The sequence below is a fragment of the Streptomyces sp. NPDC026394 genome (assembly GCF_055567735.1).
Genome location: NZ_JBVHPX010000035.1, coordinates 38,032 through 61,248 on the forward strand (window position 1 = coordinate 38,032; position 23,217 = coordinate 61,248).

At 70.1% G+C, this 23,217-nt stretch carries 21 protein-coding genes and 1 pseudogene; 16 read left to right on the plus strand and 6 right to left on the minus strand.

What is annotated here, in order from left to right:
* Positions 1-213: 213 nt before the first annotated feature.
* The 3 genes and pseudogenes from ACZ4QV_RS39850 to ACZ4QV_RS39860 form a co-directional block, all read left to right on the plus strand.
* A pseudogene (locus ACZ4QV_RS39850) lies at positions 214-351 on the plus strand (pyridoxamine 5'-phosphate oxidase family protein); the annotation flags it as partial.
* 215 nt (positions 352-566) lie between these two features.
* Complete coding sequence (locus ACZ4QV_RS39855; RefSeq protein ID WP_361591429.1) at positions 567-992, plus strand: hypothetical protein; 426 nt, start codon at positions 567-569, stop codon at positions 990-992.
* A 234-nt stretch (positions 993-1,226) separates the two neighbouring features.
* Entirely contained in the window at positions 1,227-2,267 is a 1,041-nt protein-coding gene (locus ACZ4QV_RS39860) for an aldo/keto reductase (protein ID WP_361591455.1), read from the plus strand.
* 200 nt (positions 2,268-2,467) lie between these two features.
* Here ACZ4QV_RS39860 and ACZ4QV_RS39865 read toward each other — a convergent pair whose 3' ends face one another.
* The 3 genes from ACZ4QV_RS39865 to ACZ4QV_RS39875 all read right to left on the minus strand — a co-directional run bounded on the left by ACZ4QV_RS39865 (position 2,468) and on the right by ACZ4QV_RS39875 (position 4,401).
* A complete protein-coding gene (locus ACZ4QV_RS39865) occupies positions 2,468-2,833 on the minus strand; it encodes a DUF7878 domain-containing protein (RefSeq protein WP_361620214.1) in 366 nt (121 codons plus the stop codon).
* Between the two features lie 235 nt (positions 2,834-3,068).
* Positions 3,069-3,872 (minus strand): MerR family transcriptional regulator, encoded by an 804-nt coding sequence (locus ACZ4QV_RS39870; protein WP_361620245.1) that lies wholly within the window; start codon positions 3,870-3,872, stop codon positions 3,069-3,071.
* Positions 3,865-4,401: a VOC family protein gene (locus ACZ4QV_RS39875; RefSeq protein ID WP_361620247.1), complete on the minus strand. Its 537-nt coding sequence runs from the start codon at positions 4,399-4,401 to the stop codon at positions 3,865-3,867. Before ACZ4QV_RS39875 ends, ACZ4QV_RS39870 begins: the two co-directional genes overlap by 8 nt.
* A gap of 158 nt (positions 4,402-4,559) precedes the next feature.
* On the opposite strand from ACZ4QV_RS39875, the gene ACZ4QV_RS39880 reads away from it, so the two are divergent.
* The 3 genes from ACZ4QV_RS39880 (at position 4,560) to car (ending at position 10,215) form a co-directional block, all read left to right on the plus strand.
* Entirely contained in the window at positions 4,560-5,270 is a 711-nt protein-coding gene (locus tag ACZ4QV_RS39880) for a FadR/GntR family transcriptional regulator (protein WP_361154924.1), read from the plus strand.
* Positions 5,267-6,508 carry a CynX/NimT family MFS transporter gene (locus tag ACZ4QV_RS39885; protein ID WP_467764278.1) on the plus strand — a complete coding sequence of 414 codons (1,242 nt, stop codon included), beginning with the start codon at positions 5,267-5,269 and terminating at the stop codon, positions 6,506-6,508. The genes ACZ4QV_RS39880 and ACZ4QV_RS39885 overlap by 4 nt, the downstream gene beginning before the upstream one ends.
* An 83-nt stretch (positions 6,509-6,591) precedes the next feature.
* Positions 6,592-10,215 carry a carboxylic acid reductase gene (gene car, locus ACZ4QV_RS39890; RefSeq protein ID WP_467764279.1) on the plus strand — a complete coding sequence of 1,208 codons (3,624 nt, stop codon included), beginning with the start codon at positions 6,592-6,594 and terminating at the stop codon, positions 10,213-10,215.
* A gap of 27 nt (positions 10,216-10,242) precedes the next feature.
* Here the strand turns inward: car and ACZ4QV_RS39895 are convergent, their stop codons facing one another.
* Entirely contained in the window at positions 10,243-10,845 is a 603-nt protein-coding gene (locus ACZ4QV_RS39895; RefSeq protein WP_361591443.1) for a helix-turn-helix domain-containing protein, read from the minus strand.
* Between the two features lie 88 nt (positions 10,846-10,933).
* Between ACZ4QV_RS39895 and ACZ4QV_RS39900 the strand changes: the two genes are divergently transcribed.
* The 3 genes from ACZ4QV_RS39900 (at position 10,934) to ACZ4QV_RS39910 (ending at position 13,254) form a co-directional block, all read left to right on the plus strand.
* Entirely contained in the window at positions 10,934-11,560 is a 627-nt protein-coding gene (locus tag ACZ4QV_RS39900; RefSeq protein WP_361591445.1) for a class I SAM-dependent methyltransferase, read from the plus strand.
* A gap of 54 nt (positions 11,561-11,614) precedes the next feature.
* Entirely contained in the window at positions 11,615-12,115 is a 501-nt protein-coding gene (locus ACZ4QV_RS39905; RefSeq protein WP_361591447.1) for a DinB family protein, read from the plus strand.
* A 98-nt stretch (positions 12,116-12,213) separates the two neighbouring features.
* On the plus strand, positions 12,214-13,254 hold the full coding sequence (locus ACZ4QV_RS39910) for a vWA domain-containing protein (RefSeq protein ID WP_361591449.1): 1,041 nt from the start codon (positions 12,214-12,216) through the stop codon (positions 13,252-13,254).
* 55 nt (positions 13,255-13,309) lie between these two features.
* Here the strand turns inward: ACZ4QV_RS39910 and ACZ4QV_RS39915 are convergent, their stop codons facing one another.
* Positions 13,310-13,555: a hypothetical protein gene (locus ACZ4QV_RS39915; RefSeq protein ID WP_467764280.1), complete on the minus strand. Its 246-nt coding sequence runs from the start codon at positions 13,553-13,555 to the stop codon at positions 13,310-13,312.
* Between the two features lie 159 nt (positions 13,556-13,714).
* Between ACZ4QV_RS39915 and ACZ4QV_RS39920 the strand changes: the two genes are divergently transcribed.
* The 3 genes from ACZ4QV_RS39920 (at position 13,715) to ACZ4QV_RS39930 (ending at position 16,419) form a co-directional block, all read left to right on the plus strand.
* Entirely contained in the window at positions 13,715-14,149 is a 435-nt protein-coding gene (locus ACZ4QV_RS39920) for a VOC family protein (protein WP_361154936.1), read from the plus strand.
* A 102-nt stretch (positions 14,150-14,251) separates the two neighbouring features.
* Entirely contained in the window at positions 14,252-15,142 is an 891-nt protein-coding gene (locus ACZ4QV_RS39925) for an AraC family transcriptional regulator (RefSeq protein WP_361591451.1), read from the plus strand.
* Between the two features lie 59 nt (positions 15,143-15,201).
* The gene (locus ACZ4QV_RS39930; protein WP_361154939.1) at positions 15,202-16,419 is read left to right on the plus strand and encodes an epoxide hydrolase family protein; all 1,218 of its coding nucleotides are present in this window, start codon (positions 15,202-15,204) and stop codon (positions 16,417-16,419) included.
* A gap of 113 nt (positions 16,420-16,532) precedes the next feature.
* Here ACZ4QV_RS39930 and ACZ4QV_RS39935 read toward each other — a convergent pair whose 3' ends face one another.
* Positions 16,533-17,834, minus strand: a complete 1,302-nt coding sequence (locus ACZ4QV_RS39935) for an MFS transporter (RefSeq protein ID WP_361592929.1) — start codon at positions 17,832-17,834, stop codon at positions 16,533-16,535.
* 121 nt (positions 17,835-17,955) lie between these two features.
* On the opposite strand from ACZ4QV_RS39935, the gene ACZ4QV_RS39940 reads away from it, so the two are divergent.
* From ACZ4QV_RS39940 to ACZ4QV_RS39955, 4 genes are all read left to right on the plus strand, one after another.
* On the plus strand, positions 17,956-18,432 hold the full coding sequence (locus tag ACZ4QV_RS39940) for a winged helix-turn-helix transcriptional regulator (protein WP_361154943.1): 477 nt from the start codon (positions 17,956-17,958) through the stop codon (positions 18,430-18,432).
* Positions 18,433-18,978: 546 nt separating this feature from the next.
* Complete coding sequence (locus ACZ4QV_RS39945) at positions 18,979-20,721, plus strand: FG-GAP-like repeat-containing protein (protein ID WP_361640518.1); 1,743 nt, start codon at positions 18,979-18,981, stop codon at positions 20,719-20,721.
* A 279-nt stretch (positions 20,722-21,000) separates the two neighbouring features.
* Positions 21,001-22,551: an FG-GAP-like repeat-containing protein gene (locus tag ACZ4QV_RS39950; protein WP_361592938.1), complete on the plus strand. Its 1,551-nt coding sequence runs from the start codon at positions 21,001-21,003 to the stop codon at positions 22,549-22,551.
* Between the two features lie 143 nt (positions 22,552-22,694).
* Complete coding sequence (locus tag ACZ4QV_RS39955; protein WP_467764281.1) at positions 22,695-23,126, plus strand: NUDIX hydrolase; 432 nt, start codon at positions 22,695-22,697, stop codon at positions 23,124-23,126.
* Positions 23,127-23,217 lie beyond the last annotated feature (91 nt).

The following is a 23,217-nucleotide window of genomic DNA, read 5'->3' on the forward strand; positions in this document are numbered from 1 at the left end:
GCCACTTCGGCGAGCATCGCGCTGAAACAGTCGGTGCGGGAGAACCCGTAATCCGTGCCGGGCGGGATTGCGGCGGGCCGGGCCACGGCACCGGGGCACTCCCGTCCCGGGGCATCGGTCGCTGGGGGTAGGTCCTGCGCCGCAGGCGCGCTTCGCGCCTGCCTGGTCAAGGTCGGTTCCCATGGAGATACCGGCAATCGTTCGCCGCCAGACGTGTGTGCCAGCGCCACCTCCGCGACTGCGCGGAACGCCCGCAAGGAGCCGCGCGTACGCCTGGCCCTACCGGACACCTTCGACGTGCTGCTTCTCCGGGGTGAGGCGGAGTGCTTCCCGGACCAAGAGGTGCCCGGGAAGCGGCTGGCATGACGGCCGCCCTCGCGGTCACACCTCTCTCGGATCACGGTCTACCGCGGTACAACCGGAGCGCTAGGTGGGGTTTACGTAAGGCGCTACGTAGATCGCGTCCGGACGGCCCGAGGCGCCCGTACCCGGACGTAGCGTCGACGGCATCAGGCACAAGGGCTTGGAGCCCGGGCACAAGAGACACGCATGAGCGAAGGAAGTCCATGACCAGGACGAAGAAGACCGGGACGAAGGCGCGGAGCGGCCGGGTGGCTGTGATCGGTGCGCTGGGGCTGGCCTCCGTGGCTCTGGCCGCCGGGCCGGCGTTCGCCAAGGGTGGTGTGGAGATCACGGCGCCGCCCACGGCGCAGGTCGGCAAGACCTTCACGGTCACGGCGCACGGCGACGACGACGCCTCCAGCTACCTGCGGGTATGCCTGGAGAACCGCAGCGGCGGGTCGGCGTGGCACCGACTGACCTGCGGCGCCGTGGTCGAAAGGGGCTACGACGCGCGGGTCGCCGCACACGTCGAGGCCGCGCACAGCGGCGCCCAGCAGTACCGCGCGGTGGTGTACGGCCTGCTCAGCCCGGCCGACCACAACCCCGTACGCCAGCGGACTTCCAGCCCCACCACGGTGGACGTCCGCTAAGGCCGGCAGCCCGGCCGCGGACGGCATGCGGGATCTCACGACCATCACGACCACGGCCACGGCCGGGCCTCGGGGACGCTACGGCTGATCCCCGGGGCCCACATCGGTGCGCCTGCCTTCACCCAACACCCCGGCAGTCCCAGGAATTGTGTTGCCCCTGCCGTACCGGACGTCTTAGGTGGCCCCATCGGCCGACGGAAGGGCAGGGCGGGAACCATGGAGCAGCCGCAGCAGATGGAGCAGCGATTTCTGGGCGGGACGGGGTTGCGTGTCAGCGAACTGTGCCTGGGCACGATGACGTTCGGCAGCAGCGCGGACGAGGTGACGTCGCACCGCATGCTGGACGCGTTCACGGCGGCGGGCGGTACCTTCGTCGACACGGCGGACATCTACGGGCAGGGCGCGTCCGAGGAGGTCCTGGGCCGTTGGCTCAAGGCCCGTGGCAACCGTGACGACCTCGTCATCGCCACCAAGGTGTTCGGGTCGATGGGCGAGGGCGGCGGGAACGCGTCGGGCCTGAGCCGTAAACACATCCTGACGGCTGTCGAGGGCAGCCTGCGCCGTCTCGGTACGGACTACATCGACCTGTACCAGACACACATGTGGGACGTGGAGACGCCGGTCGAGGAGACCCTGTCGACGCTGGACGGGCTCGTACGGGACGGCAAGGTGCGCTACCTGGGCGCGAGCAGCGTCACGCCGTCGCAGTTGCAGGAGGCGCTGGACGTGGCACGGTTCCACCGTTGGGAGCCGTTCGTCTGTCTGCAGCCGCTCTACAACCTCCTGACGCGGGAACTGGAGTGGGAGCTGCTGCCGTTGAGCCAGGCGGAGGGAGTCGGAGTCATACCGTTCAGCCCGCTGCAGGGAGGCTGGCTCTCGGGCAAGTACCAGCGCGGCATGGCGGCCGCCCCGGCGGGCTCGCGGGAGGCGGCTGTCCAGGAGCAGCAGGGTCGGGAGAGCTGGCGGGACCGGGACACCGAGCAGACGTGGCGGGTCGTGGACGCGGTGCTCGCGGTCGCCGACGAGACGGGGCGTACCCCGGCCCAGGTGGCACTGCGCTGGCTGCTGCAGCGCCCGGGCGTGACGGCACCGATCATCGGAGCACGCACCCTGGAGCAGTTGACGGACAACCTGGGCGCTCACGGCTGGGAGCTTGCGCCGGAGCAGGAGGAGCGCCTGACTGCGGCGAGCGAACGTCCGCTGCCGTACCCGTACGACGTACTGGCGCGCCCGAGGGAGCGCTCGCGCCCTTCGCGCCGGGTCCAGGACGCGTAAGACCGCCCCACTGCTGCGGGACGCTGCGCTCGACTACGAGAGGGGGAAAGGCCCCGTGTCGATGAATGCGCTGGTGGTCGCCCGCCCGCGGCTCCGGCCGGACTCGGTGACTGATCGCCCCTCTGCGAGCAGGATCATGTCCCCAACCACAGGTCGCGGCCGCGCAGGAGGCCGGCCGATGAGACACGGGCGGCCGTGCCTCACGGACCGGCCGTGCCGCGAAGGCCGGGGATCAGACCGGGCCTGGCACCGATCTCCGCCACATCCCCGCGGACGGCGGCCACGAAGCGTCCGAGTTCCGCCGCAAGGACGTCCCAAGTGACCGGTGAGGTCCAGGCATCCGGTTCGAAGACCGAGCCGACCCGCCACCCCTCTGCCGACTCCACCATCCGCACCACCCCCGGTTCCGGGTAGGACATCGAGTCGAACACGAAGTCACCGCGCTCGCCGTCCGACCGGCGCAGCCAGCCCACCAGAGCACGCGCCAGCTCAGCCACGGGGAACTGCTCCTCCGCCAGCACCACCCGGTCTCCGTCCCGGATGACCAGGTCTGCCTCGATGTCCACGAGCAGAACTCCGTCATGCGCCCTCTCAGGCCGAAGGCCACGCCGGTACACGTCCGGCGCACCCGCATTCCGGTACCCCAAGCTCACTGACATCCGGCCCTCCCGAGCGTTCACGGGCCACACATCCACCGGCCATCCAAGCCGTAAACAATACCAAGGCCCGCCAAGGCCTACCAAGCAGCTCCAAAAGGGTTGTCAGGGTCGCTTCACGGGTGCGGGCTCCCGGTCCCGCGCTCTACTGCCAGGTCGCGGTCTCGGGGTCGATGCCGTGGGCCCGGGCGCCGGCGTCGACGATGCGACGGAACCATGCGGCAAGGCCGGTGCGGATGCCGTCGTAGTGGGCAGCGAATCCCGGATCGGTCTCGAACGTACGGGCCAGGCAGACCTGCATCTGCCTGGTGAGGGGAAAGTACGAAGCAAAGACTTCGCGGTGCCGCTCGACGAGTTGGTCCGCTTCCGGACTGCCGGGGGTGACACCTGCGTCCATCGCCTCCCCGAGGGCGCGGTCGAGGTCGGCCATGGCGTCGGTGACCGCCTGCCATTCCTCCGTGCCGCGAGAGGCCGAGCGTTCGGCGTACTGCTGCCATTGCGTCGTGTCCCCGTAGCGCCGACGGGCCTCGGCGGGCCAGTCCGGATTCCACTGCGGGCCGAAGACCGCGGCCTGCTGCTCGACGGTCAGCAGCAGGCCGCGCTCGTGGGCGTCGATCATCCGGTCCAGTCCGGCGCTGAGCCGCTGGAGGCGGGCGATCCGTTCGGCGACCTGGGTGCGTTGCGCGCGCAACGCACCGGGTACATCCGCGGTCGAGTCGTCCAGGACGGTCCGGATCCGGTCCAGGCCGAGACCGATCTCGCGGTAGACGACGACGCGGTGCAGACGTTCCAGATCACCGGCGGTGTAGAGCCGGTATCCGGCAGTCGTACGCAGCGACGGCCGCGCCAGGCCGATCTCGTCCCAGTGGTGCAACGCGCGGACGGTCACGCCCAGCCGCGCCGAGACCTGACCGATGGTCAGGCCACCGGCCTCATCGGCATCAGTCATGCTTCTCATGGTCGCCGCGGCCGGCGTCCGGTGGGGTGATTCCGATGGCTGCAAGGTTCCGCGCCTCCTGACTGGCCGGATCGAAGGGCTTCGCCGCAGTAAAGACGATCCGTGCGTTCTCGGGCGTGATCACCGTCACGTCGCGGGTGTTCCAGGGCGTGTCCCTCGGCCCCTCGACCGAGTCGGGGCACAGCGCGCGACATGCCTCGACGAGGGAGTCGACCTGGCTGAGCACGCACGCGAAACTGCAGCTCATCGCCGGTGGCTGTGCCGGAGCGTTCTCCGCCGGGACGAGGAGTACGTCCTGGAACGCCCACCGGCGCAGATGTACGAGCCTGCCGGGGATGCCGAACAGCTCGAAGAACCCGAGCCCACGGGTCCAGAAGTCCACCGAAGCCGCCAAGTCGCTCGTGGGGATCGTCACGAACGCGGGCATCCCGTATATGCCGTGGAACGGCTCCGGCGGAACCGCGTCCGGGCCGGGAGCGGGTACGGGGCTCATCTCGAACGCGTTGTAGTAGTCGCTCATGCCCCCACACTCCAGCCTCACGCTACGTGAGGCTCAAGCCTGGCGATGACGAGCGTGAACGTCCATGAACCGCCCGCATGGGGGCCGACGCACGAGACCTCTCCAGTCAGCACCTATGTGATGTTCAAATGTCTGATGTTTGTCTGTATGCTGCCGCCATGAAACGCATCAGTACACCGCGGCGGACAGCCAGCCTGTCCGCGCAGCTCGTGGACAGTCTCCGCTCGCACATCGAGGCAGGCGGATGGCCGGTGGGAACGCGTATCCCGTCGGAGCAGGCGCTCATCGAGGAGCTCGGGGTCGGGCGCAGCACCCTGCGGGAGGCGCTCGGTGCGCTCGTACACCTGGGCCTGCTGGAGGCCCGGGTCGGGGACGGCACCTACGTCCGCGCGTCGAGTGAGCTCCAGTCGGTCATGGTGCGGCGAGCGAGTTCCGCGCAACGGAACAACGTGCTCGAACTGCGTACCGTCCTCGAAGAGTACGCCTCAGGAGCCGCCGCCCTGCGCCGCAGCGAGGACCAGCTCCACCAGCTCAAAGAGCTGGTGGCCGACGCCGACGCGGCCTGCGCCGGCGCGGACAGGTCCGCGGCCGAGAGTGTCGACGCGCTGTTCCACCGGGCCGTCGTCCGGGCGAGCGGCAACGACCTTCTGATCGAGATGTACGACCACCTCGGTACGGCTCTCACCTCCTCCCTGGGCGGCCTGCCCTGGGACGCCGCCGGCGCCGAGGAGCATGCCACCCTGCACCGGCGCCTCGTCGACGCGATCGAGGACCGGGACGAGAGCGGCGCCCGCGCCGCGGCGGCCGCGATCGTCCAGCTCACCCGCGACCACGAGGCCGGGGCCCCACACGAAGCGGCGGGAGAGTGAGTCCGCGGGCGGCGTCGCTGTCCCGTCGGCGCTCCACCGCGGCGTCGCCGGCCGCCGACCGCACCCGGCCCGCCGTGTCCGTCGGGCTCGTCCTCGCGATCTGCCTCGTAGCGGCGAACCTGCGTACCGGCCTCACCGGTGTCGGTACGCTGCTCCCGGCGATCGAGCACGGCAGCGGCCTGACATCGAGCTGGGGCGGACTGCTGAGCACGCTCCCCCTGCTGACGTTCGCCGCGACGTCACCCCTGGTGGCCCGGGCCTCCCACCGGTTCGGCACCGCACGCCTGCTGGTGGCCGCCCTCGGCACACTGGCGGTCGGCACCGTGGTCCGGTCGACTCCCTCGGTGATCTGCCTGTTCGCCGGGACCGTGATCCTTTCCGCTGCCATCGCGTTCGGCAACGTGCTGCTGCCCGCGCTGATCCGGCGGAGCGTGCCCGCACACCGCGTCCAGGGCATCAGTGCTCTCTACGTCACGGTCATGGGCGTCACGGCCGCGGTCTCCTCCGGGATCTCCGCGCCGCTCTCCCACACGTTGCCGGGTTCCTGGCGCACCGCGCTCGCCTGGGGTGTCGCCTTCACTGTCGCGGCGTTCCTCGCCTGGCTGCCCCGGATGCGGGGCGACAGGCCCCACTCCTCCACCGGGGCGACCCGCAGCCCGGTCCCCTGGCGGTCCCGACTGGCCTGGCAGGTCAGCCTGTTCATGGGCCTGCAATCCCTGGCCTTCTACACGGCCGTCGCGTGGCTGCCCAGCATTCTGACGCACCACGGCACGACCAGCACCACGGCCGGGTGGATGCTGTTCCTCTACCAGCTGATCGGCCTGGCGGCCAGCGGTCTCCTGCCCCTGCTCACCCGGGGCCGTCACGACCAACGATGGGTTGCGGCCGGGGCCTCGGTCCTCGTGGCCGGTGGCTTCGCCGTACTGGTGTCGGCCCCCGCGCTGTCCGTTCTGGCGTGCATCTTGCTCGGCCTGGGTGGCGGCGCGTGTCTCGTCCTCGCACTGACCTTCCAGAGCGAACGCGCCGGCAGCCCCGGAGAAGCTGCCGCACTGGCAGGCATGGCGCAGTCCGTCGGCTACCTCGTGGCAGCAGCCGGGCCCCTCCTCCTCGGCATCCTGCACGACAGCACAGACAGCTGGACCCTTCCGCTCGTGCTTCTGGTCGTTCTCGGCATCGCCATGGCAGGTGCCGGATACGGCGCAGGGCGCAACCGCCAAGTGCGGTGTCCGGCACGCTGACAAGGCCGCCCACTCATCCCCGCAGCATGAAGATTCCCCCACCTGAACGGGCCTTCCAGCCCCAGGCGCAGAGGAGAGCACTCATGTCCGACTCACAGCCCCCGACCGACGCGTTCACCGCGCATACGGCGCAGCCACCGACCGACGAGTTCACCACACGTACCGCGCAGCCTCCGACCGACGCGTTCACGCAACGTACCGCGCAGCGCGCCGCTCACCTGTACGCGACAGACCCGCAGTTCCGCGACGCCGCGCCCCTGGACGCCGTCACCGAGGCGATCCGACGGCCGGGTCTCACGCTCGCCGACCTCGTGGCCACGGTGATGGAGGGGTACGCGGACCGCCCCGCCCTGGGCGAGCGTGCCACCGAACCGGTCACCGACCCTGATACGGGCCGTACCACGCTGCGTCTCCTGGAGCGCTTCGACACGATCACCTACGGCGAACTGTGGGAACGCGTCGGCGCGGTGGCCTCCGACTGGCGGCACCAGCCCGGCCACGCCGTGGGCCGCGGTGACGTCGTCGCGCTGCTCGGTCCCACGAGCGCCGAGTACACCCTGGTGGATCTGGCGTGCGTCCGCTCCGGTGCGGTGAGCGTCCCCCTCCAGGCCGGCGCCTCGGCCGAACATCTGGCCCCCGTCGTCGCGCAGAGCGGGCCGCGCCTGCTCGCGGTGGACGTGGCCCACCTCGACGTCGCGCTCCAGCTCGCGGCGGACACCCCGTCGCTGGACAGGGTCGTCGTTCTCGGCCACCGTCCCGAGATCACCGCTCACCAGGAGAAGCTGGACTCCGCGCGCGATCGCCTCGCCGCGCAGGGCCGAGGCGTCGCCCTGGACACCCTGGCGTCGGTCATCGAGCGAGGGCGGGCCCTGCCACCGGCCCCCCGGTGCCCCGAGGGGGCGACGGCCGACACACTCAGCTCGCTGATCTACACCTCGGGAAGTACCGGCACCCCCAAGGGCGCCATGTACACCGAGCGGCTTGTCCGGCAGTTCTGGGTCGACTTCGTGCCTGGCCAAGGCGTACGGCCGTCCATCGTGCTCAATTACCTGCCGTTGAGCCACATGATGGGACGGGGCGTACTGTTCGGCACACTCGCCCGTGGGGGCATCGCCTGCTTCGTGGCGTCGAGCGACCTGTCGACGCTCTTCGAGGACCTTTCCCTGGTCCGCCCCACCGAGTTCATCATGGTGCCCCGCGTCAGCGACATGCTCTTCCAGCGTTACCAGGCCGAGTTGGCCCGCCGGAGCGATACGGGGGTGGAAGGCGACACGTCCGAGCAGATCGAGCGTGTACAGGCGGAGCTCCGAACGGAATTGCGGGAGGAGCTCCTGGGCGGCCGCCTCCTGTGGGCCGTCAGCGCCTCGGCACCGTTGAGCGCCGAGATGACGGCGTTCGTCGAGAACTGCCTGCACGTCCGGCTGCTCAACGGTTACGGGTCGACGGAAGCCGGAATCGTCTCGCTCGACGGCCGGGTGCTGCGTCCGCCGGTGACCGACCACAAACTGGCGGACGTGCCCGAGCTGGGATACTTCCGGACCGATGCGCCACACCCCAGGGGCGAGCTGCTGATCAAGTCCGACCGGCTCATTTCCGGCTACTTCCAGCGGCCGGATGCCACCGCCCAGGTCTTCGACGAGGACGGCTTCTACCGCACGGGCGACATCATGGCCCGCACCGGCCCCGACACGTTGGTGTACGTCGACCGCCGCTCCAACGTCCTCAAGCTGTCCCAGGGCGAGTTCGTGGCCACGTCCCGTCTGGAAGCCCTGTTCACCGGCAGCCCGCTCGTCCGGCAGGTGTTTGTGTACGGCAACAGCGCCCGTGCCTACCTGCTCGCGGTCATCGTGCCCACTCAGGACGCGCTCGACCGTGCCGGCCAGGACCCGCGGCGGCTGAGGTCGATCCTGCGCGAATCCCTGCAACGCCTCGCCACCGAGGCCGGTCTCAACGCGTACGAGGTGCCACGGGACTTCCTCATCGAGACCGAGCCGTTCAGCCAGCGGAACGGGTTACTCTCCGGAGTGCGGAAGCTGCTGCGCCCCGCGCTGACGAAGCGCTACGGCGAACGCCTCGAAGCGCTGTACACCGAGCTGACCGAGCGCGGGGCCGACGAACTCCAGGCACTGCGCCAGGCAGGCCCGTCCCAGCCGGTAGCGGAGACCGTGCTCCGTGCCGCCCGCGCGCTCCTCGGACACCGGCCCGGCGACGTCAGGTCCGGCACGCGCTTCCTCGAACTCGGTGGTGACAGCCTCTCCGCGCTGTCGTTCTCCCAACTGCTGAAGGACATCTTCCACGTCGATGTCCCGGTCGACGTCCTCATCAACCCGGTCAACACACTCCGGCAGGTGGCTGATCACATCGAGAAGGCCCTTGCGGGACACCGGCGCCCGACCGCCGACAGCGTCCACGGGCCGGGCGCGACGCGGCTGTTGGCGGGCGACCTGACGCCGGACGCTTTCCTCGACACGGACGCCCTCGCGAAGACCGGCAGGCCGACCGGTCCGCTGCCCGAGGCACGGACCGCCCTGCTGACCGGCGCCAACGGCTACCTGGGCCGCTTCCTGTGCCTCGAATGGCTGGAACGGGTCGCCGAGCGCGGCGGCACCCTGGTGTGCGTGGTCCGTGGCAGCACCGACGAGGCGGCCCGGAAACGGCTCGACGCGGCCTTCGACAGCGGCGACCCGGAACTCCTCCGGCTCTACCGCGAACTGGCCGCCGAGCACCTGGAGGTGGTCGCCGGCGACATCGGGGAAGCCGGCCTCGGGCTCGACAAGGGGACCTGGCAGCGGCTGGCAGACACCGTGGACCTGATCGTCCACCCGGCAGCGCTCGTCAACCATGTCCTGCCGTACGACCAGCAGTTCGGCCCCAACGTACTGGGGACGGCCGAACTGATCAGGCTCGCGCTCACCTCCCGGATCAAGCAGTTCACCTACCTGTCGACGGTCGCCGTCGTCTTCGGGTACGAGGCCGCGGCCGACGAGACGGCCGACATCCGTACGGCCTGCGGGGTGCGCGACCTCGACGGCGGTTACGCGGACGGTTACGCCGCCAGCAAATGGGCGGGCGAGGTGCTGCTGCGCGAGGCACACGACACGTACGGTCTGCCGGTCGCCGTGTTCCGCTCCAACATGATCCTCGCGCACCGACGCTACCGGGGCCAGCTGAACATCCCGGACGTGTTCACACGCCTCCTGCTGAGCCTGCTGGCGACAGGCATCGCCCCGGAGAGCTTTTACGCCCGAGGTGTCGGTGCCGATACCGGCAGCGGGCACTACGACGGTCTCCCCGTGGACTTCACAGCGCGCGCCATCGCCGCGCTGGGCGACGGCGCACGGGAGGGGTACCGGACCTTCAACGTCGTCAACCCGCACGAGGACGGCATCTCACTCGACACCTTCGTCGACTGGCTGGTGGCAGCCGGGCACCCCCTGACGCGCATCCGCGATCACGACGAATGGCTCGACCGCTTCGGGACCGCCATGCGCGGCCTGCCCGATCGCCAGAGGCAGCATTCACTGCTCCCCCTGCTGCACGCCTTCGCCGAGCCGGAGGAGCCCTTGCCCGGCTCCGCACTGCCTGCGCAACAATTCCGCGCGGCCGTCCGGGCCGCCGCCCTCGACGAGGAGAACGACATCCCCCACCTGTCGCAGGAACTGATCACCAAGTATGTGGCGGACCTTCGGGCACAGCACCTGCTGTGACCAGCCAGGCCGGGGCGGAGGCTGGGCCTAGGAGTGGCCGGGAGACGGCCGGTCGGCGTCGGTGCGTACATGCGCGCGCAGCCCTTGCAGTCCGAACAGGATGAGGAGTTCGACCGCGCCGCCATCGGCGCTGCCCAGCCAGTGCGGCAAGGACGTGTCGAACTCGGCTGCCTGACCAGGCGGCAACGTCAGGTCGCGATCGCCGGTCACGAGCCGCAGGTGACCGTTGAGCACGTAGAGCCATTCGAAGCCCTCATGCGTCTGCGGAGCCGGTTCGAGGGGTTCCGGACGGGCGGGGATGATCATTTTGAAGGCGTGCACGCCGCCCGGACGCCGGGACAGGGGTACGAAGGTCATGCCGTGCCGGCTGATCGGCTTGAGGTGGATCCGGGGATCGCCGGTGCGCGGAGCACCGACGAGGTCGTCCAGCGGGACGTCGTAGACACGGGCCAGCGGCAGCAGCAGCTCCAGGGTCGGCCGGCGTTGCCCGCTCTCCAGCCGGGACAGGGTGCTCTCCGATACGCCGGTCGTCACCGCGAGGGCGGCGAGGGTGATGCCGCGGTGACGGCGCAGCGCACGGAGCCTTGAGCCCACCGCGTCGAGCACGTCGTCGTCCGTCTTGGGGTCCATGCGGCCCATCTTGCCGTTACCGCAAGTTTCCGTGCCAGGCCGTGCGGTGCCTGGCGACACTGGGCGCCCACCGACACAAGGAGTCTTGATGAGCACCACCGATGCGGTCGCGTTCTGGGACGGCGTCCACGCGGCCCGGCCGGCAGCCGGACACCCGCGGCCCAACGCCCGTCTCACCGAGACGGTGACGGGTCTGCCGCCTGGCGACGCGCTGGACCTCGGCTGCGGTGCCGGCGGCGACGCACTGTGGCTCGCCGACCAGGGGTGGCAGGTCACCGGCGTCGACATCTCGGCCGTGGCGGTCGAACGGCTCGCCACCCTCGCCCGCGCGCACGGCCTGGCCGAACGCGTCACCACCGTGCCGTACGACGTGCACGAGTCCTTCCCGCCCGGCGCGTTCGATCTGATCTGCGCCCATTACCTGCAGTCCCCGTGCGACCTGGACCGGGCGACCGCCCTGCGTGCGGCGGCGCACGCCCTGCGCCCGGGCGGGCGGTTGCTGGTCGTCGACCACGGCTCGGCCGCGCCGTGGTCGTGGCAGCAGGAACCCGACACGCGGTACCCGAGCTCGCAGGAGGTCGCCGCCGGTATCGGCCTGGCCCCGGAGACATGGACGATCGAACGGGCCGACGCGCCCCGCCGGATCGCGACCGGGCCGGACGGGCGCACCGCCGAAGTCACCGACCATGTCCTCCTCGTCCGCCGCACCGCCTGACGCGGTGGCCGGCGCCGACCTCGACGACGGCTCGACGAAGAAAGGCGACCCCTGTTGCCCAGCACCACGCGCCACACCCACCGCGGCGACACCCCACCACCCCGGACCGGAAGCAGCGAGGCCGAGGTCCTGCGCGGATTCCTCGACTACCTCCGTACGTCGATCGCCGCGAAGGTCGACGGCGCCCCCGAGCCACAGGCCCGAACAGCCGCCGTACCGTCGGGCACGAACCTGCTCGGCCTGCTCAACCACCTGACGGCGGTCGAGCGCTGGTTGTTCCTCGGGGACGGCGTCACCGACTGGCGGGCGACGTTCCAGGCCGCACCGGCGGACAGCGTCGCCGACATCGTGGCCCGCTACCGCGAGACGGTCGAGCGCGCGAACGTCGCCCTCGACGTGTGCACCGATCTCGACGCACCGTTCCCCCGGCCGCAGCAGGGGCGCCCCGGCCCCAGCGTCCGCTGGGCACTGACCCACATGATCGAGGAAACCGGCCGTCACGCGGGCCACGCGGACATCCTCCGCGAGCTGATCGACGGCTCGACCGGTCGCTGATTCACCCGCGTACACGGCCCCCCGGCTCCGCGTCCAAGATCGATTGTCAGTGGTGGGTGAGAAGGTGGGAGCACCGAGTCGGAAGAGGGGGAGCTTTCATGTCCGGAAAGCAGAACTACATCAATCACGTCGCTCTTGTGCTGGATGCCAGTTCGTCCATGTCGCACCTGAGCCGTAAGGTCGTCGATGTCGCCGACCAGCAGATCGCTTATCTGGCGCGCCGCTCGAAGGAACTGGACCAGGAGACCCGCGTCACGGTGTACGCCTTCGCGGACACGGTGGAGTGCGTCATTTACGACAAGGACGTGCTGCGGATGCCGTCCCTGAAGGAGCTTTACCGGGTCGGCGGAATGACGGCGCTGCTGGCGGCCACGCTGAAGTCGCAGCGGGAACTGGCGCAGACCGCTCAACTGTACGGCGACCACAGCTTCCTGACGTTCGTGCTGACCGACGGGCAGGAGAACGCGAGCCATCGCTGCCCGGACGCCGCCGGCAAGGGCACCCGTGAACTGGTCGAGGCCGTGGACGCATTGCTCAAGAGGCAGGAGGACAACTGGACGCTCGCTGTCCTCGTGCCGGACCAGATGGGCAAGCGCGAGGCGATGCAGTGCGGCTTCCCGAAGGACAACATCGCCATCTGGGACGCCACCAGCACCCAGGGCCTGGAGGAGGCGGGGCTGGTCATCCAGCAGGCCACCGAGAACTTCATGGTCGGCCGGGCCCAGGGCATCCGAGGATCCCGGGCGGTGTTCTCCACCGGCGCGGAGGCGGTCAACAAGGACACCATCGAGGCAGCCGGCCTCACTCCCGTGGCTCCGTCGCAATACCAGCTGATTCCGGTGGCTCGCACAGCGGCGATACGGGAATGGGTCGTCGAATGCGGACACACGTACCGTACCGGTTGCGCCTTTTATCAGCTGAGCAAGTCGGAGAAGATTCAGGCGCGGAAGCAGATCGCCGTGCTGGAGAAGAAGACGGACCGGGTGTACACGGGGCCGGAGGCCCGATCCTTGCTGGGCCTGCCGGACGAGGAAGTTCGCGTCAACCCGGACCGCAATGACGACTTCACCATATTCGTGCAGAGCACCAGCGTGAACCGGAAGCTGGTGCCGCACACGCGGCTGCTGCTGATGCTCTGATTCCTCGGCGACCTTGAAGTCCCGGAAGCTCCGAAGCTCCGAAGCTCCGCCGGCCCTACCGGCGGGGCCGCATCCGCGGCTTCGGCATGCGGGTTCTCGTGGGTGCTGACGTTACGAGCGCCGTGCCGCAGACAAAGTGCCCCCCCAGGACCCCGCCCGCACCACCGCCGAGCACGAGGCCGATCGCCATATTGTGGAAAACAGTCGACCCGAGTACGAGCCCGGCCGCGATGCCGATCAGCATGCCGACAACCAACCCGGTACTGAGCGACGGTGCTCCGACTTCCTCGTCGTTCGTCACGCGACCATGGTGCCGGAAGTGCCTCTGGGGGCCAGTTGCCCGGCAGCGGAGCCTACGGCCAACTCTTCGGGCGACCTCGCGGCCGGCCGTGCGCCTCACCACCTGACCAGCCGCGACAACCCGGATGACGACGGAAGACCCCGCCTCTACGATGGGCCGATGGCATCGATCAAGCAGTTCCAGGTCACCTTCGACTGCGCAGACCCCGAGCGCGTCGCTCGCTTCTGGTGCGAGGCGCTGGGGTATGTCGTACCGCCGCCACCGGAGGGGTTCGCCACTTGGGACGACTTCGACCGATCGCGGCCGCCTGAGCTACAGGGTTCGGCGTTCGCCTGCCACGACCCCTCGGGGGTGGGCCCGCGACTGTACTTCCAGCGTGTTCCCGAAGGGAAGGTGGTCAAGAACCGGGTGCATCTCGACGTGCGGGCCGGCACCGGGCTCGTGGGTGAAGAGCGGGTGGCCGCGCTTGAGGCCGAAGGCGCACGCCTGGTCGCGCTCGGCGCGGTACGCGTGCGGCTGCTGCCCGCTGACGACGACAACGAGTCGTGTCTCTGCATGCAGGACGTCGAGGGCAACGAGTTCTGTCTCGACTGAGTGCCGGGCGACCAGGCACGCATGCCACGCCGCACGCGGGCGGCCCGCCCTGGCGGGTCCGCCCGGGCCGGGCAAGCCACCGGAGCCCGTACTCTCGGCGGCATGGTGTTCGATTCGGCTCATCTCGATCTCCAGCCCTACGCCGGTTTCGCCATGGATTCCTACGTCCGGCGGACGCACTGCAGCTGGGAGGACGCCGACTGGCAGTCCTTGCTCGTACAGCGGTTCCACCACGTCCCGGTGGTCGAGAGCATGGAGTTGCCGGCCGCGGCGGACCTGCACCTGATCCTTCCCGTGGCCGGCCGGGCCGTGATGGAGACGCGGGCCGGTGGCCCATGGCACCGCCGCACCTGGGCACCCGACCAGCTCGAACTGGCCGTCCCCGACCGGTCCGTCCTCCGCCGCTACCGCGGGGACGGGCCGTTGCGCAGCATTCAGGTGCACATCCCGCGCGGCACCGTCGAACGTACCGCGGCGCAGTTGGGGAGCCGCGAGGTCGACTACGCGAGCATGGCGGCATCCGTGGCCGCCGGGGACCCGCTCCTGGTGGAGGCGGTCCGTGCCGTCGGTTCGGCGGCGGAGACCGGGGACCTGTACGCCGAGGCATCGGCCGCCTTCCTGGCCGTACACCTGCTCACCCGTCACTGCGGGGCCCCGGAGCGGCGGGGGCCGTTGCGGGAGGACGCGCGTGTCCGCGCGGCGATCGCGCTCATGCGTGACCGGCTGGCCGAACCGCTCACGCTGGCCGATGTCGCGGACGAAGTGCATCTGAGCGTCTTCCACCTCGTCCGCGTGTTCCGCCGGGTGACCGGGCAGACACCTCACCGCTACCTCACCCGCCTCCGTGTCGAAGAGGCGAAACGCCTGCTGCGCGAGACCGACTTCACGGTCGCCCGGATCGCACCGCTCTGCGGATTCGCCGACCCCGGCGCCCTGTCGACGGCGTTCCTGCGCCACACCGGCGTCCGCCCTTCGGCGTACCGCAATTCCTGACCTCTTCGCGGCAATCTCGCGCATGGGTCCGAGCGGTGACCGTACCTAGGGTTTCGTCCATGGCTGGAAACACGACGACACCGCCGGGCACCGAGCAGACCGGACAGATCGAGCACTTCCCCCTTCACGTTCCCGACCGCGAGCTGACGCTCCTGCGGACTCGTCTCGACGAGGTCCGGCTCCCCGAGCCCGAGACGGTGCCGGACGCGTCCCAGGGCATCGGGCTCGGCCGGCTGAGGACGTTGCTGGACGCCTGGCGACAGCACGACTGGCGGGCCACGGAGGACCGCTGGAACGCGATTCCGCACTACCGCGCCCGTCTCGACGGGCTGAACATCGCGTTCTGGCACGTGCGCTCGCCCGAGCCGACGGCGCTCCCCTTGGTACTGACCCACGGCTGGCCGGGCTCCGTGCTCGAATTCGAGAACGTCCTCGGGCCGCTCACCGATCCCGTGGCTCATGGCGGTTCCGCCGCCGACGCGTTCCACGTGGTCGTACCGTCGCTGCCCGGATTCGGGTTCAGTGAGCGTCCGGGTGAGCGCGGCTGGCAGCCGGCCCGTACGGCGCGGGCCTGGGCCGAGCTGATGACCACGCTCGGGTACGAGCGGTTCGGCGCGCACGGCGGGGACTGGGGCGCGTACGTCAGTACCGAACTGGCGCGCCAGGTGCCCGAGCGCGTCGCCGGTCTGCATCTGACGATGCCGCTCGCCTCTCCTCTGCCGGCGGACCGGGACGCCCCCGACCCCTCGGAGCTGCGCATGCTGGAGCGACGCGACAACCATCTCGCGGACGGCTACGGCTTCGGCATGATCATGGCGACGCGTCCGCAGACGCTCGGCTACTCCCTGCTCGACTCCCCCGCCGGTCTGGCGGCGTGGCTCGGCGAGAAGTTCGACGCCTATTCCGACACCCGGCCCGAGGCCGGTGGCGGGGTGAGCGTGACGCAGCAGGTGGAGAACATCGCCCTGTACTGGCTGACCGGGACCGGCGCCTCCAGCGCCCGCTGGTACTGGGAAGCCATGCGGTGGGTGCCGCGCAGCGCCGAGGAGGAGATCGCCCAACCGGTGACGACGCCCACCGCCTGCTCACTGTTCCCGGCCGAGCCGTGGCCGACCGCCCGGCGCTGGGCGGAGCGCCGTTACCACGACCTCCGCTCGTGGCACGAGATGGATCGCGGCGGCCACTTCCCCGGCCTGGAACAGCCGGACCTGCTGGTTGCCGAGATCCGCGCCGCGTTCCGGCACACACGTCAGCACACGGACGGTCGCAAGCGATAACGGCTTCCCTGTCAGACATTCGGAGTGAGCGGCTGCCCCGACCAGTCGGCCGGGGCAGCCGCTCACTCCGGCTTCCGGCAGAAGACATCGAGTCGGACTGCCGGGTCCGTAGCTCAGTGCAGGTCAGCGTGTCGGGCGCACGCCCACAGGACGAGCCCGAGGAAGCTGAACGCGGCACCCAGCGCGCATACGGCGCCCCACCCGGCGACCGTGTAGAGCGTCGTCGCGGCGATGGCGCCGGCAGCGCTGCCGACCGAGTAGAAGACCATGTATCCGCCGATCAGCCGGCTGCCCGCGTCCGGGTGCAGCGCGTGGATCAGGGTTTGGTTGGTGACATGCACCGCCTGCACGGCGAGGTCGAGAAGGATCACCCCGACGGCCAGGGCCCAGAGCGAGCTGCGGGTGAAGGCCAAGGGCAGCCACGAGGCGGCGAGCAGTGCCAGGGCGATGCCGGTGGTCCGCCGGGAGAGCCCACGGTCGTTCAGACGGCCCGCCACCGTCGCGGCCAGGGCTCCGGCGACGCCGATCAGGCCCAGCGCCCCGATCGCACTGTGCGGCAGAAAGTACGGGGCCTCGCTGAGCGGCAGCGCGACGCTGCTCCACAGGGTGCTGAAGGCGGCGAAGATCAGCAGCCCGAACAGGGCCCGGAGCCGCAGCAGTCTTTCCCGTACGAACAGGGTGACCGTGGAGCGCAGGAGCTGCCCGTAGCGCAAGGCGGTCGGCGGGGCGTCAGTACGGCGCGGCAGCACGCGGTACAGGACCAGGGCGAGGAGAGCGGTGAGCGACGCGGAGGCGAGGTAGACGGAGCGCCAGCCCGCCAGGTCGGCCAGCAGGCCGGAGGCGGTGCGGGCGAGCAGGATTCCGACGACCACGCCGCTGGTGACCAGGCCGACGACCCGTCCGCGTACGGCGGGTGCGGCCAGTGACGCGGCGAAGGCGACCAACGTCTGGGTGACGACCGCGAGAAGCCCGGTGGCAGCCATGCCCACGAGCAGGAACGTCGCCGTGCGGGCGGCTGCCACGACGGTCAGCGCCAGCACCAGGAGCAGTAACTGGGCCACGACGAGCCGTCTGCGGTCGGCCACGTCGCCCAGCGGCACGAGGAAGAAGAGCCCGAGCCCGTACCCGACGTGCGTCAGGGTGACCACGCTGCCGACGAGCGCCGGGCTCATGCCGAGGTCGTGTCCGATCGTCACCAGGAGCGGCTGGGAGAAGTAGACGTTGGCCACGGCGGCCCCGCAGGCGACGGCGAACAGGATGACGACGCCGCGGGACAGGACGGACGCGGCACCTTCCTCGCTCCCGGCCTCGGCCTCAGTCCCGACCTCGACTCCGACCTCTGCCTCAACCTCGACTTCGGCCCCTGCCTCTACCTCCGCTTCGACTTCGGCCTCTGCCTCGGTCCGTCGTGTCACAGCCTCACCCTTGCCGGGCATCGGTACCCCTCCGACCATCTGGTTTCAACTTGCCACCATAGCGACGGAGACCGTAGCCGTTTTGGTAGCATGTTGCAACCACTCAGAGAGCGAGGGCGCCATGGTGACCAGGACACGCTTCGACGACAGCGACTGCCCCGTCGCCCGGTCGGTGGACGCGATCGGCGACTGGTGGTCCCTGCTGATCGTGCGGGACGCCTTCGACGGAAGCCGGCGCTTCGGGGAGTTCCAGCGCAGCCTCGGCGTCGCGAAGAACATTCTCACCGCGCGACTGCGCACCCTGGCCGCCGGCGGAATCCTCGAATCCGTTCCCGCCTCGGACGGCAGCGCCTACCGCGAGTACGTACTCACCCCGAAGGGCGAGGCGCTCTTCCCCGTCATCGTGGCGCTGCGACAGTGGGGCGAACAGAACTTCTTCGCCCCCGGCGAAGCACACTCACAACTGGTCGACCGACGCCACGGAGAGCACCTCCGCACATTGGAAGTGCTGTCTGCGGACGGGCGACGACTGGGCCCTGATGACACCACCGTCCACAAGGTCTCCAGTCATCGGTCCGACCCGAAGGATCGAAGCTGACGCGTCACACCGCCGTGAAATCCTGCCCCATTTGAACGTTCTGGAAATACCTACCCCTTTCGCCTGGACCGGCCATATCGGTGTGGCGCACCGGGGAGGGCAACTCGAAGACATCACGAAGTCGTTGGGATCTCCGCGGGCGGACAGCTCGTCGACCGGAGCCGACGGGCTGCCGTAGCTGTATGCGTACGGCGGTCTGGAACTCGACATCCACCAGTCCCACTACCAGGCAAGCCAGTCAGTCACCGTCCAGACGAACCGGCCCACGACGGAATGGCCGTCGCGGGAGCCGGGCCCGGTGGAGACGTCCCCCGGCCGGACGAGCCCACGCCCTGCGCAATGCCGGTTTCCGAGCGCGGCCACCACGCCTGCGGTCAGGGCCGTCCCGCGGAGTCAGGCACGAAGTCGGATGAGTACATGACGTTAGAATCCCGAATCGGCACACAGTGCACTGAGTGTCGGGAAAGTCGGCCTTGCCCGTGAGAAGGGTGCGGTGCCGCGCCCGGCGATGAATTCTGATCGCGCGAAGGGGACCGCGAAGGCGCCATGAACAGACTTTTCTCACGTATACCGAGGGCGACCCGGGCACTGGCCGCGGGCCTGATCGGTGCCGCTCTGCCGCTGGCGTTCGCCCCGTTGGCCGTAGCCGGCCCGGCCGCCCCCCTCGGGTCTGCGCAGCCCGAGCTGCGGGTGGTGTCGTGGAACATCTGCGGCGAAGCGGGCGGTCGGCGCGGTGAGGCCGGGTACTGTCCGCACCGCAACGAGCCGGAGCAGAAGGCCGCGCAGATCAAGAAGCTCGTCGACGAGCGACAGGCCAACGTGGTGATGCTGCAAGAGGTGTGCGGTGTCGCCCCGAACAGTCATCTGGAGTTGCTACGCGCCCAGTTGGGCGACGGCTGGGACGTACGGCATGCCTCCGGGGCCCGGCCCGACGGACGCACCGACTGCCGTGGGGCACTCTCGGGTGAGCTGGGGGTCGCCCTGGCGGTCAAGGGGAGCATCACCGAGAGCTCTTCGGCCAACATGCTGCCCGCGGACCCGTCGGGCCAGGACAAGCAGACACTCCCGGTCCTGTGCGCGTCCGTCCAGGGCTGGACGACCAGGGTGTGTACCACGCACATCGCGGTCGGCGAATCCGAGCGCGTCGCCCAGCAGGTCAAGAACGTGAAGGCGTACCTCGGTACGGCAGCGAACTCCGGCTTCGTCCTCGGTGGGGACTTCAACCGCAACGCGGGCGCGGACTACATGAAGCCGCTGACCGATTCCTTCGACCGCTGCATCGACGGCTTCACCTACCACGGGTGGGACCGCGCGACGCGGCGGCACTCACTCCACGAACTGGACCACTTCTTCACCGACCGGGCTCCCGGCAACAGCCGGTTCGCGACCTGCGCCATCGACACGTCCCGGATGGACCGGTCGGAGAACGAGCCCACCAGCGGCCCGCCCACCGGGTACTCCGACCATGCGCCGATCTTCGCGCAACTGCCCGGGGCGCCCGTCCCCGGCGACCTGAGCGGCGACGGCAAACCGGACCTGGTGGCGGTGGACGACACGGGCAAGCTGCGCCTCTACCCCGGGCTGGGCGACGGCGGGGTCACCGGCGGCCACCGCGTCATCGGCACGGGCGGCTGGTCCGGCGCTTCCGTCACCCACCGCGGCGACTTCACCGGCGACGGCCGCGAGGACCTGCTCGCGCGCATCGGCAACGACCTGTGGCTCTACCCCAACACCGGCGAGGGCTCGCTCGGTGCCCGCATCCGGATCGGCCGGAACTGGCCCGCCGACGCTCAGATCGTCGCCGCCGGCGATGTCACCGGCGACGGCCACCCCGACCTCGTGACGCGTTACGAGGACAAGCTGTGGCTGTACGCGGGTGATCCGGCGGACCGGCCGCAGCTCAAGCCCCGGGTCCGGCTGGGTGGCGACGGCTGGGCGCCGATGACACTGTCCGCGGCCGGCGACGCCACCGGCGACGGGCGACCCGATCTGTTCGTCCGGGACACCCGCGACGACAAGCTGTGGCTCTACCGCGGTCGTTCCGACAACACCTTCGGCGACCGCACCCTCTACGGAACGCGCGGCTGGGACACCCGCAACCGTCCGTTGATCACCGGAGCGGCGGACGCGAACGGCGACGGGGTGGCGGACCTGTGGGCCACGACGGCGGACGGGAGCGGCACGCTGCTGTACTACAAGGGCGGCACCGGCACCGCCGGTGACCCGACGGACGGTGACGCCAGGATCGTCGGCCCGACGGGCTGGAAGCGGATCCAGGCCATCGGCTGAGGCCGACCGGCCGGTTCCGGTTTCCGGAACCGGCTCGTGGGGCCGTGGGCTCCGGAATCGCGGGACAACCGAACTGCGCAAGCACGGAATCGCAGAACCGCGAAAGGCCGGCCACCGGCCTACCGTCGGCGCGCTGAGGCCCCAGCCACTCCCCCACCACTGGGCACCGCCCCCGCCACCACTCGGCACCGCCCCCGCCAATCCAAGAACCAACCTGCCCCTGAGCAGAGCAAAGACCCCACCGAACAGACAAAGACCCAACCGAACAGAAAGAACGTCATGTCTGCCAGACGCTCCTCCCGCGCCGGTCTCACCGCTGGGATATCCGCTGCCGCCCTCACCGCAGTCCTGCTGACCGCCGGGTCAGCCGACGCGGTCGTGGGCCCGGCCGCCCAGGACGGTTCCTATCCGTCCACCGTGAAGCTGGACATCGGCGACGGCAAGCGCAGTTGCACGGCCACACTCGTCGACGAGCTGTGGCTGGTCACCGCCGCCAGTTGTTTCACCGACGACCCCGCACAGTACGCACAGCTCACGGCCGGGGCGCCGAAGCTGAAGACCACCGCGACCGTGGGGCGCACCGATCTCTCCCGGACGGACGACGGCACGGTCACGACCGTCGAGCAGCTCGTCCCGCGTGGCGACCGAGACCTGGTCATGGCCAGGCTGGCCGAGCCGGTCCCCGGGGTCGCACCGGCCGGTCTCCCGACCGGGAAGCTGTCGCGCGACGAGGACGTCACCGTCAGCGGTTTCGGCCGCACCAAGGACGAATGGGTGCCCGACCGCCTGCACTACGGGCGCTTCGCCGCGCGCGGCGTGGAGAACAGCACCATCGACCTCGCCGGCAAGGACGACGCGGCCGCCGTGTGTGAGGGTGACGCCGGTGCCCCGGTATGGCGTGCGAGCGGCGGCCGGTACGAGCTCGTCGGAGTCAACAACCGATCGTGGTTCAAGGGCTGCTTCGGTCATGAGGACGAGACCCGCGACGGTGCCGTCGCGTCCCGTACGGACGACATCGCCGACTGGATCCAGACGGTGCGGCTGACCACGAAGGTCCCGGACGTCAGCAACGTCATCGCGGCCGCCGACTTCGACGGCGACGGCCGCACCGACATCGCCGCCGTACTGAACGACGGAAACCTGCACGCCTTCTCCGCCAACCCGGACGGCACGCTGCGGTACGGCCGCGAGCTGTGGGCCCACGACGGCACCTGGAAGAACTACACGCAGATCATCGGAGGTGACTTCAACGGCGACGGCAAGGCCGACCTGATCGCCCTCCGCGGCGACGGGCAGCTCTTCCTGCACACCGGCTCCGGTGACGGCCTCCTCAACCCGCGCCGCCCCCTGTGGCACGACACCTCCTGGGGCACGATGAAGCAGATCGTGCGCTACCGCTCCGACTCCTCCGGCCGCGACGGCCTGGCCGCCGTGTGGGGTGACGGCTCGCTGCACGCCTACACCACCAACCCCGACGGCACCCTCGTCAACGCCAAGCGCGACCTGTGGCCCGACAAGACCTGGGACGGCATGAAGCGCCTGGCCTCCGGCGACTTCAACGGCGACGGCCGGGACGACATCGCCGCGATCGCCTACGACGGTGCGCTCCGCCTCTACACCGGCAACGCCCAGGGCACGGTCAGCCGTGCCGCTGACCTCTGGCACGACAAGACGTGGGGCTACATGCGCTCCGTCCTCGGCGGCGACTTCAACGGCGACGGCAAGGCCGACATAGCCGCCCACCGCGTCAACGGCGACCTGCGCCTCTACACCGGCAACGGCAAGGACCCGCTGACCAGCGGCCCCCTCATGTGGTCCACCACCTCCTGACCGGCCCTCCCCCTGCCCTGCAACCAGCGGCCCGCACGGCGACGCGTGACGTCCGCCGTGCGGGCCGCTGCCTCGTTCGTGGGCCGATGGGAGCGTGCTACGTTCTCCAGAGGCTACTCGCGCATCGCAGGACGGGGGCTGCCATGACGTACACGTCGCCGCTGTGGCCCGTTTCCGTGAAAGGTGTCGCGCTCGACGCACGTGAGCGTGTGCTGCTCCTGCGCAATGAGCGCGGCGAGTGGGAACTGCCAGGCGGCCGCCTGGAGATCGGCAGCACCGGTGAAGGGCAGTTGCCGGACCCCAGTCCGGAGGCTGCGCTGGAGCGCGAAATCCGGGAAGAGACCGGCTGGGACGTCGAGGCCGGACCGCTCCTTGACGGCGGGGTATGGATCTACCAGCCCGTTCCCGGGTGCCGCGTGCTGATCGTGACCTACGGCTGCACCGTGCTGACTCCCCAACGGCCGCCCGCCGTCAGTCACGAGCACGAGCGGCTGGGCCTGTTCACCGCGGACGAGGTGCCAGGGCTGACCATGCCGGACGGATACAAGCGAGCCGTCGCCGCCTGGTACGGCTAGTACTGCAACGGTGCTTGCCGTGACTGGTGGCTAGTTGGGTCGTTGGTCTGGTTATGGGTGGGGGCCTTGCTGATGTCAGGTTGTGGGCGGG

Bases quoted from the DNA above. Each gene is read 5' to 3' on its own strand.
- ACZ4QV_RS39855 (WP_361591429.1), top strand. From the start codon at position 567: ATGACCAGGACGAAGAAGACCGGGACGAAGGCGCGGAGCGGCCGGGTG.
- ACZ4QV_RS39860 (WP_361591455.1), top strand. From the start codon at position 1,227: ATGGAGCAGCGATTTCTGGGCGGGACGGGGTTGCGTGTCAGCGAACTG.
- ACZ4QV_RS39870 (WP_361620245.1), bottom strand. From the start codon at position 3,872: ATGACTGATGCCGATGAGGCCGGTGGCCTGACCATCGGTCAGGTCTCG.
- ACZ4QV_RS39875 (WP_361620247.1), bottom strand. From the start codon at position 4,401: ATGAGCGACTACTACAACGCGTTCGAGATGAGCCCCGTACCCGCTCCC.
- ACZ4QV_RS39880 (WP_361154924.1), top strand. From the start codon at position 4,560: ATGAAACGCATCAGTACACCGCGGCGGACAGCCAGCCTGTCCGCGCAG.
- car (WP_467764279.1), top strand. From the start codon at position 6,592: ATGTCCGACTCACAGCCCCCGACCGACGCGTTCACCGCGCATACGGCG.
- ACZ4QV_RS39895 (WP_361591443.1), bottom strand. From the start codon at position 10,845: ATGGACCCCAAGACGGACGACGACGTGCTCGACGCGGTGGGCTCAAGG.
- ACZ4QV_RS39900 (WP_361591445.1), top strand. From the start codon at position 10,934: ATGAGCACCACCGATGCGGTCGCGTTCTGGGACGGCGTCCACGCGGCC.
- ACZ4QV_RS39910 (WP_361591449.1), top strand. From the start codon at position 12,214: ATGTCCGGAAAGCAGAACTACATCAATCACGTCGCTCTTGTGCTGGAT.
- ACZ4QV_RS39920 (WP_361154936.1), top strand. From the start codon at position 13,715: ATGGCATCGATCAAGCAGTTCCAGGTCACCTTCGACTGCGCAGACCCC.
- ACZ4QV_RS39925 (WP_361591451.1), top strand. From the start codon at position 14,252: ATGGTGTTCGATTCGGCTCATCTCGATCTCCAGCCCTACGCCGGTTTC.
- ACZ4QV_RS39930 (WP_361154939.1), top strand. From the start codon at position 15,202: ATGGCTGGAAACACGACGACACCGCCGGGCACCGAGCAGACCGGACAG.
- ACZ4QV_RS39940 (WP_361154943.1), top strand. From the start codon at position 17,956: ATGGTGACCAGGACACGCTTCGACGACAGCGACTGCCCCGTCGCCCGG.
- ACZ4QV_RS39945 (WP_361640518.1), top strand. From the start codon at position 18,979: ATGAACAGACTTTTCTCACGTATACCGAGGGCGACCCGGGCACTGGCC.
- ACZ4QV_RS39950 (WP_361592938.1), top strand. From the start codon at position 21,001: ATGTCTGCCAGACGCTCCTCCCGCGCCGGTCTCACCGCTGGGATATCC.
- ACZ4QV_RS39955 (WP_467764281.1), top strand. From the start codon at position 22,695: ATGACGTACACGTCGCCGCTGTGGCCCGTTTCCGTGAAAGGTGTCGCG.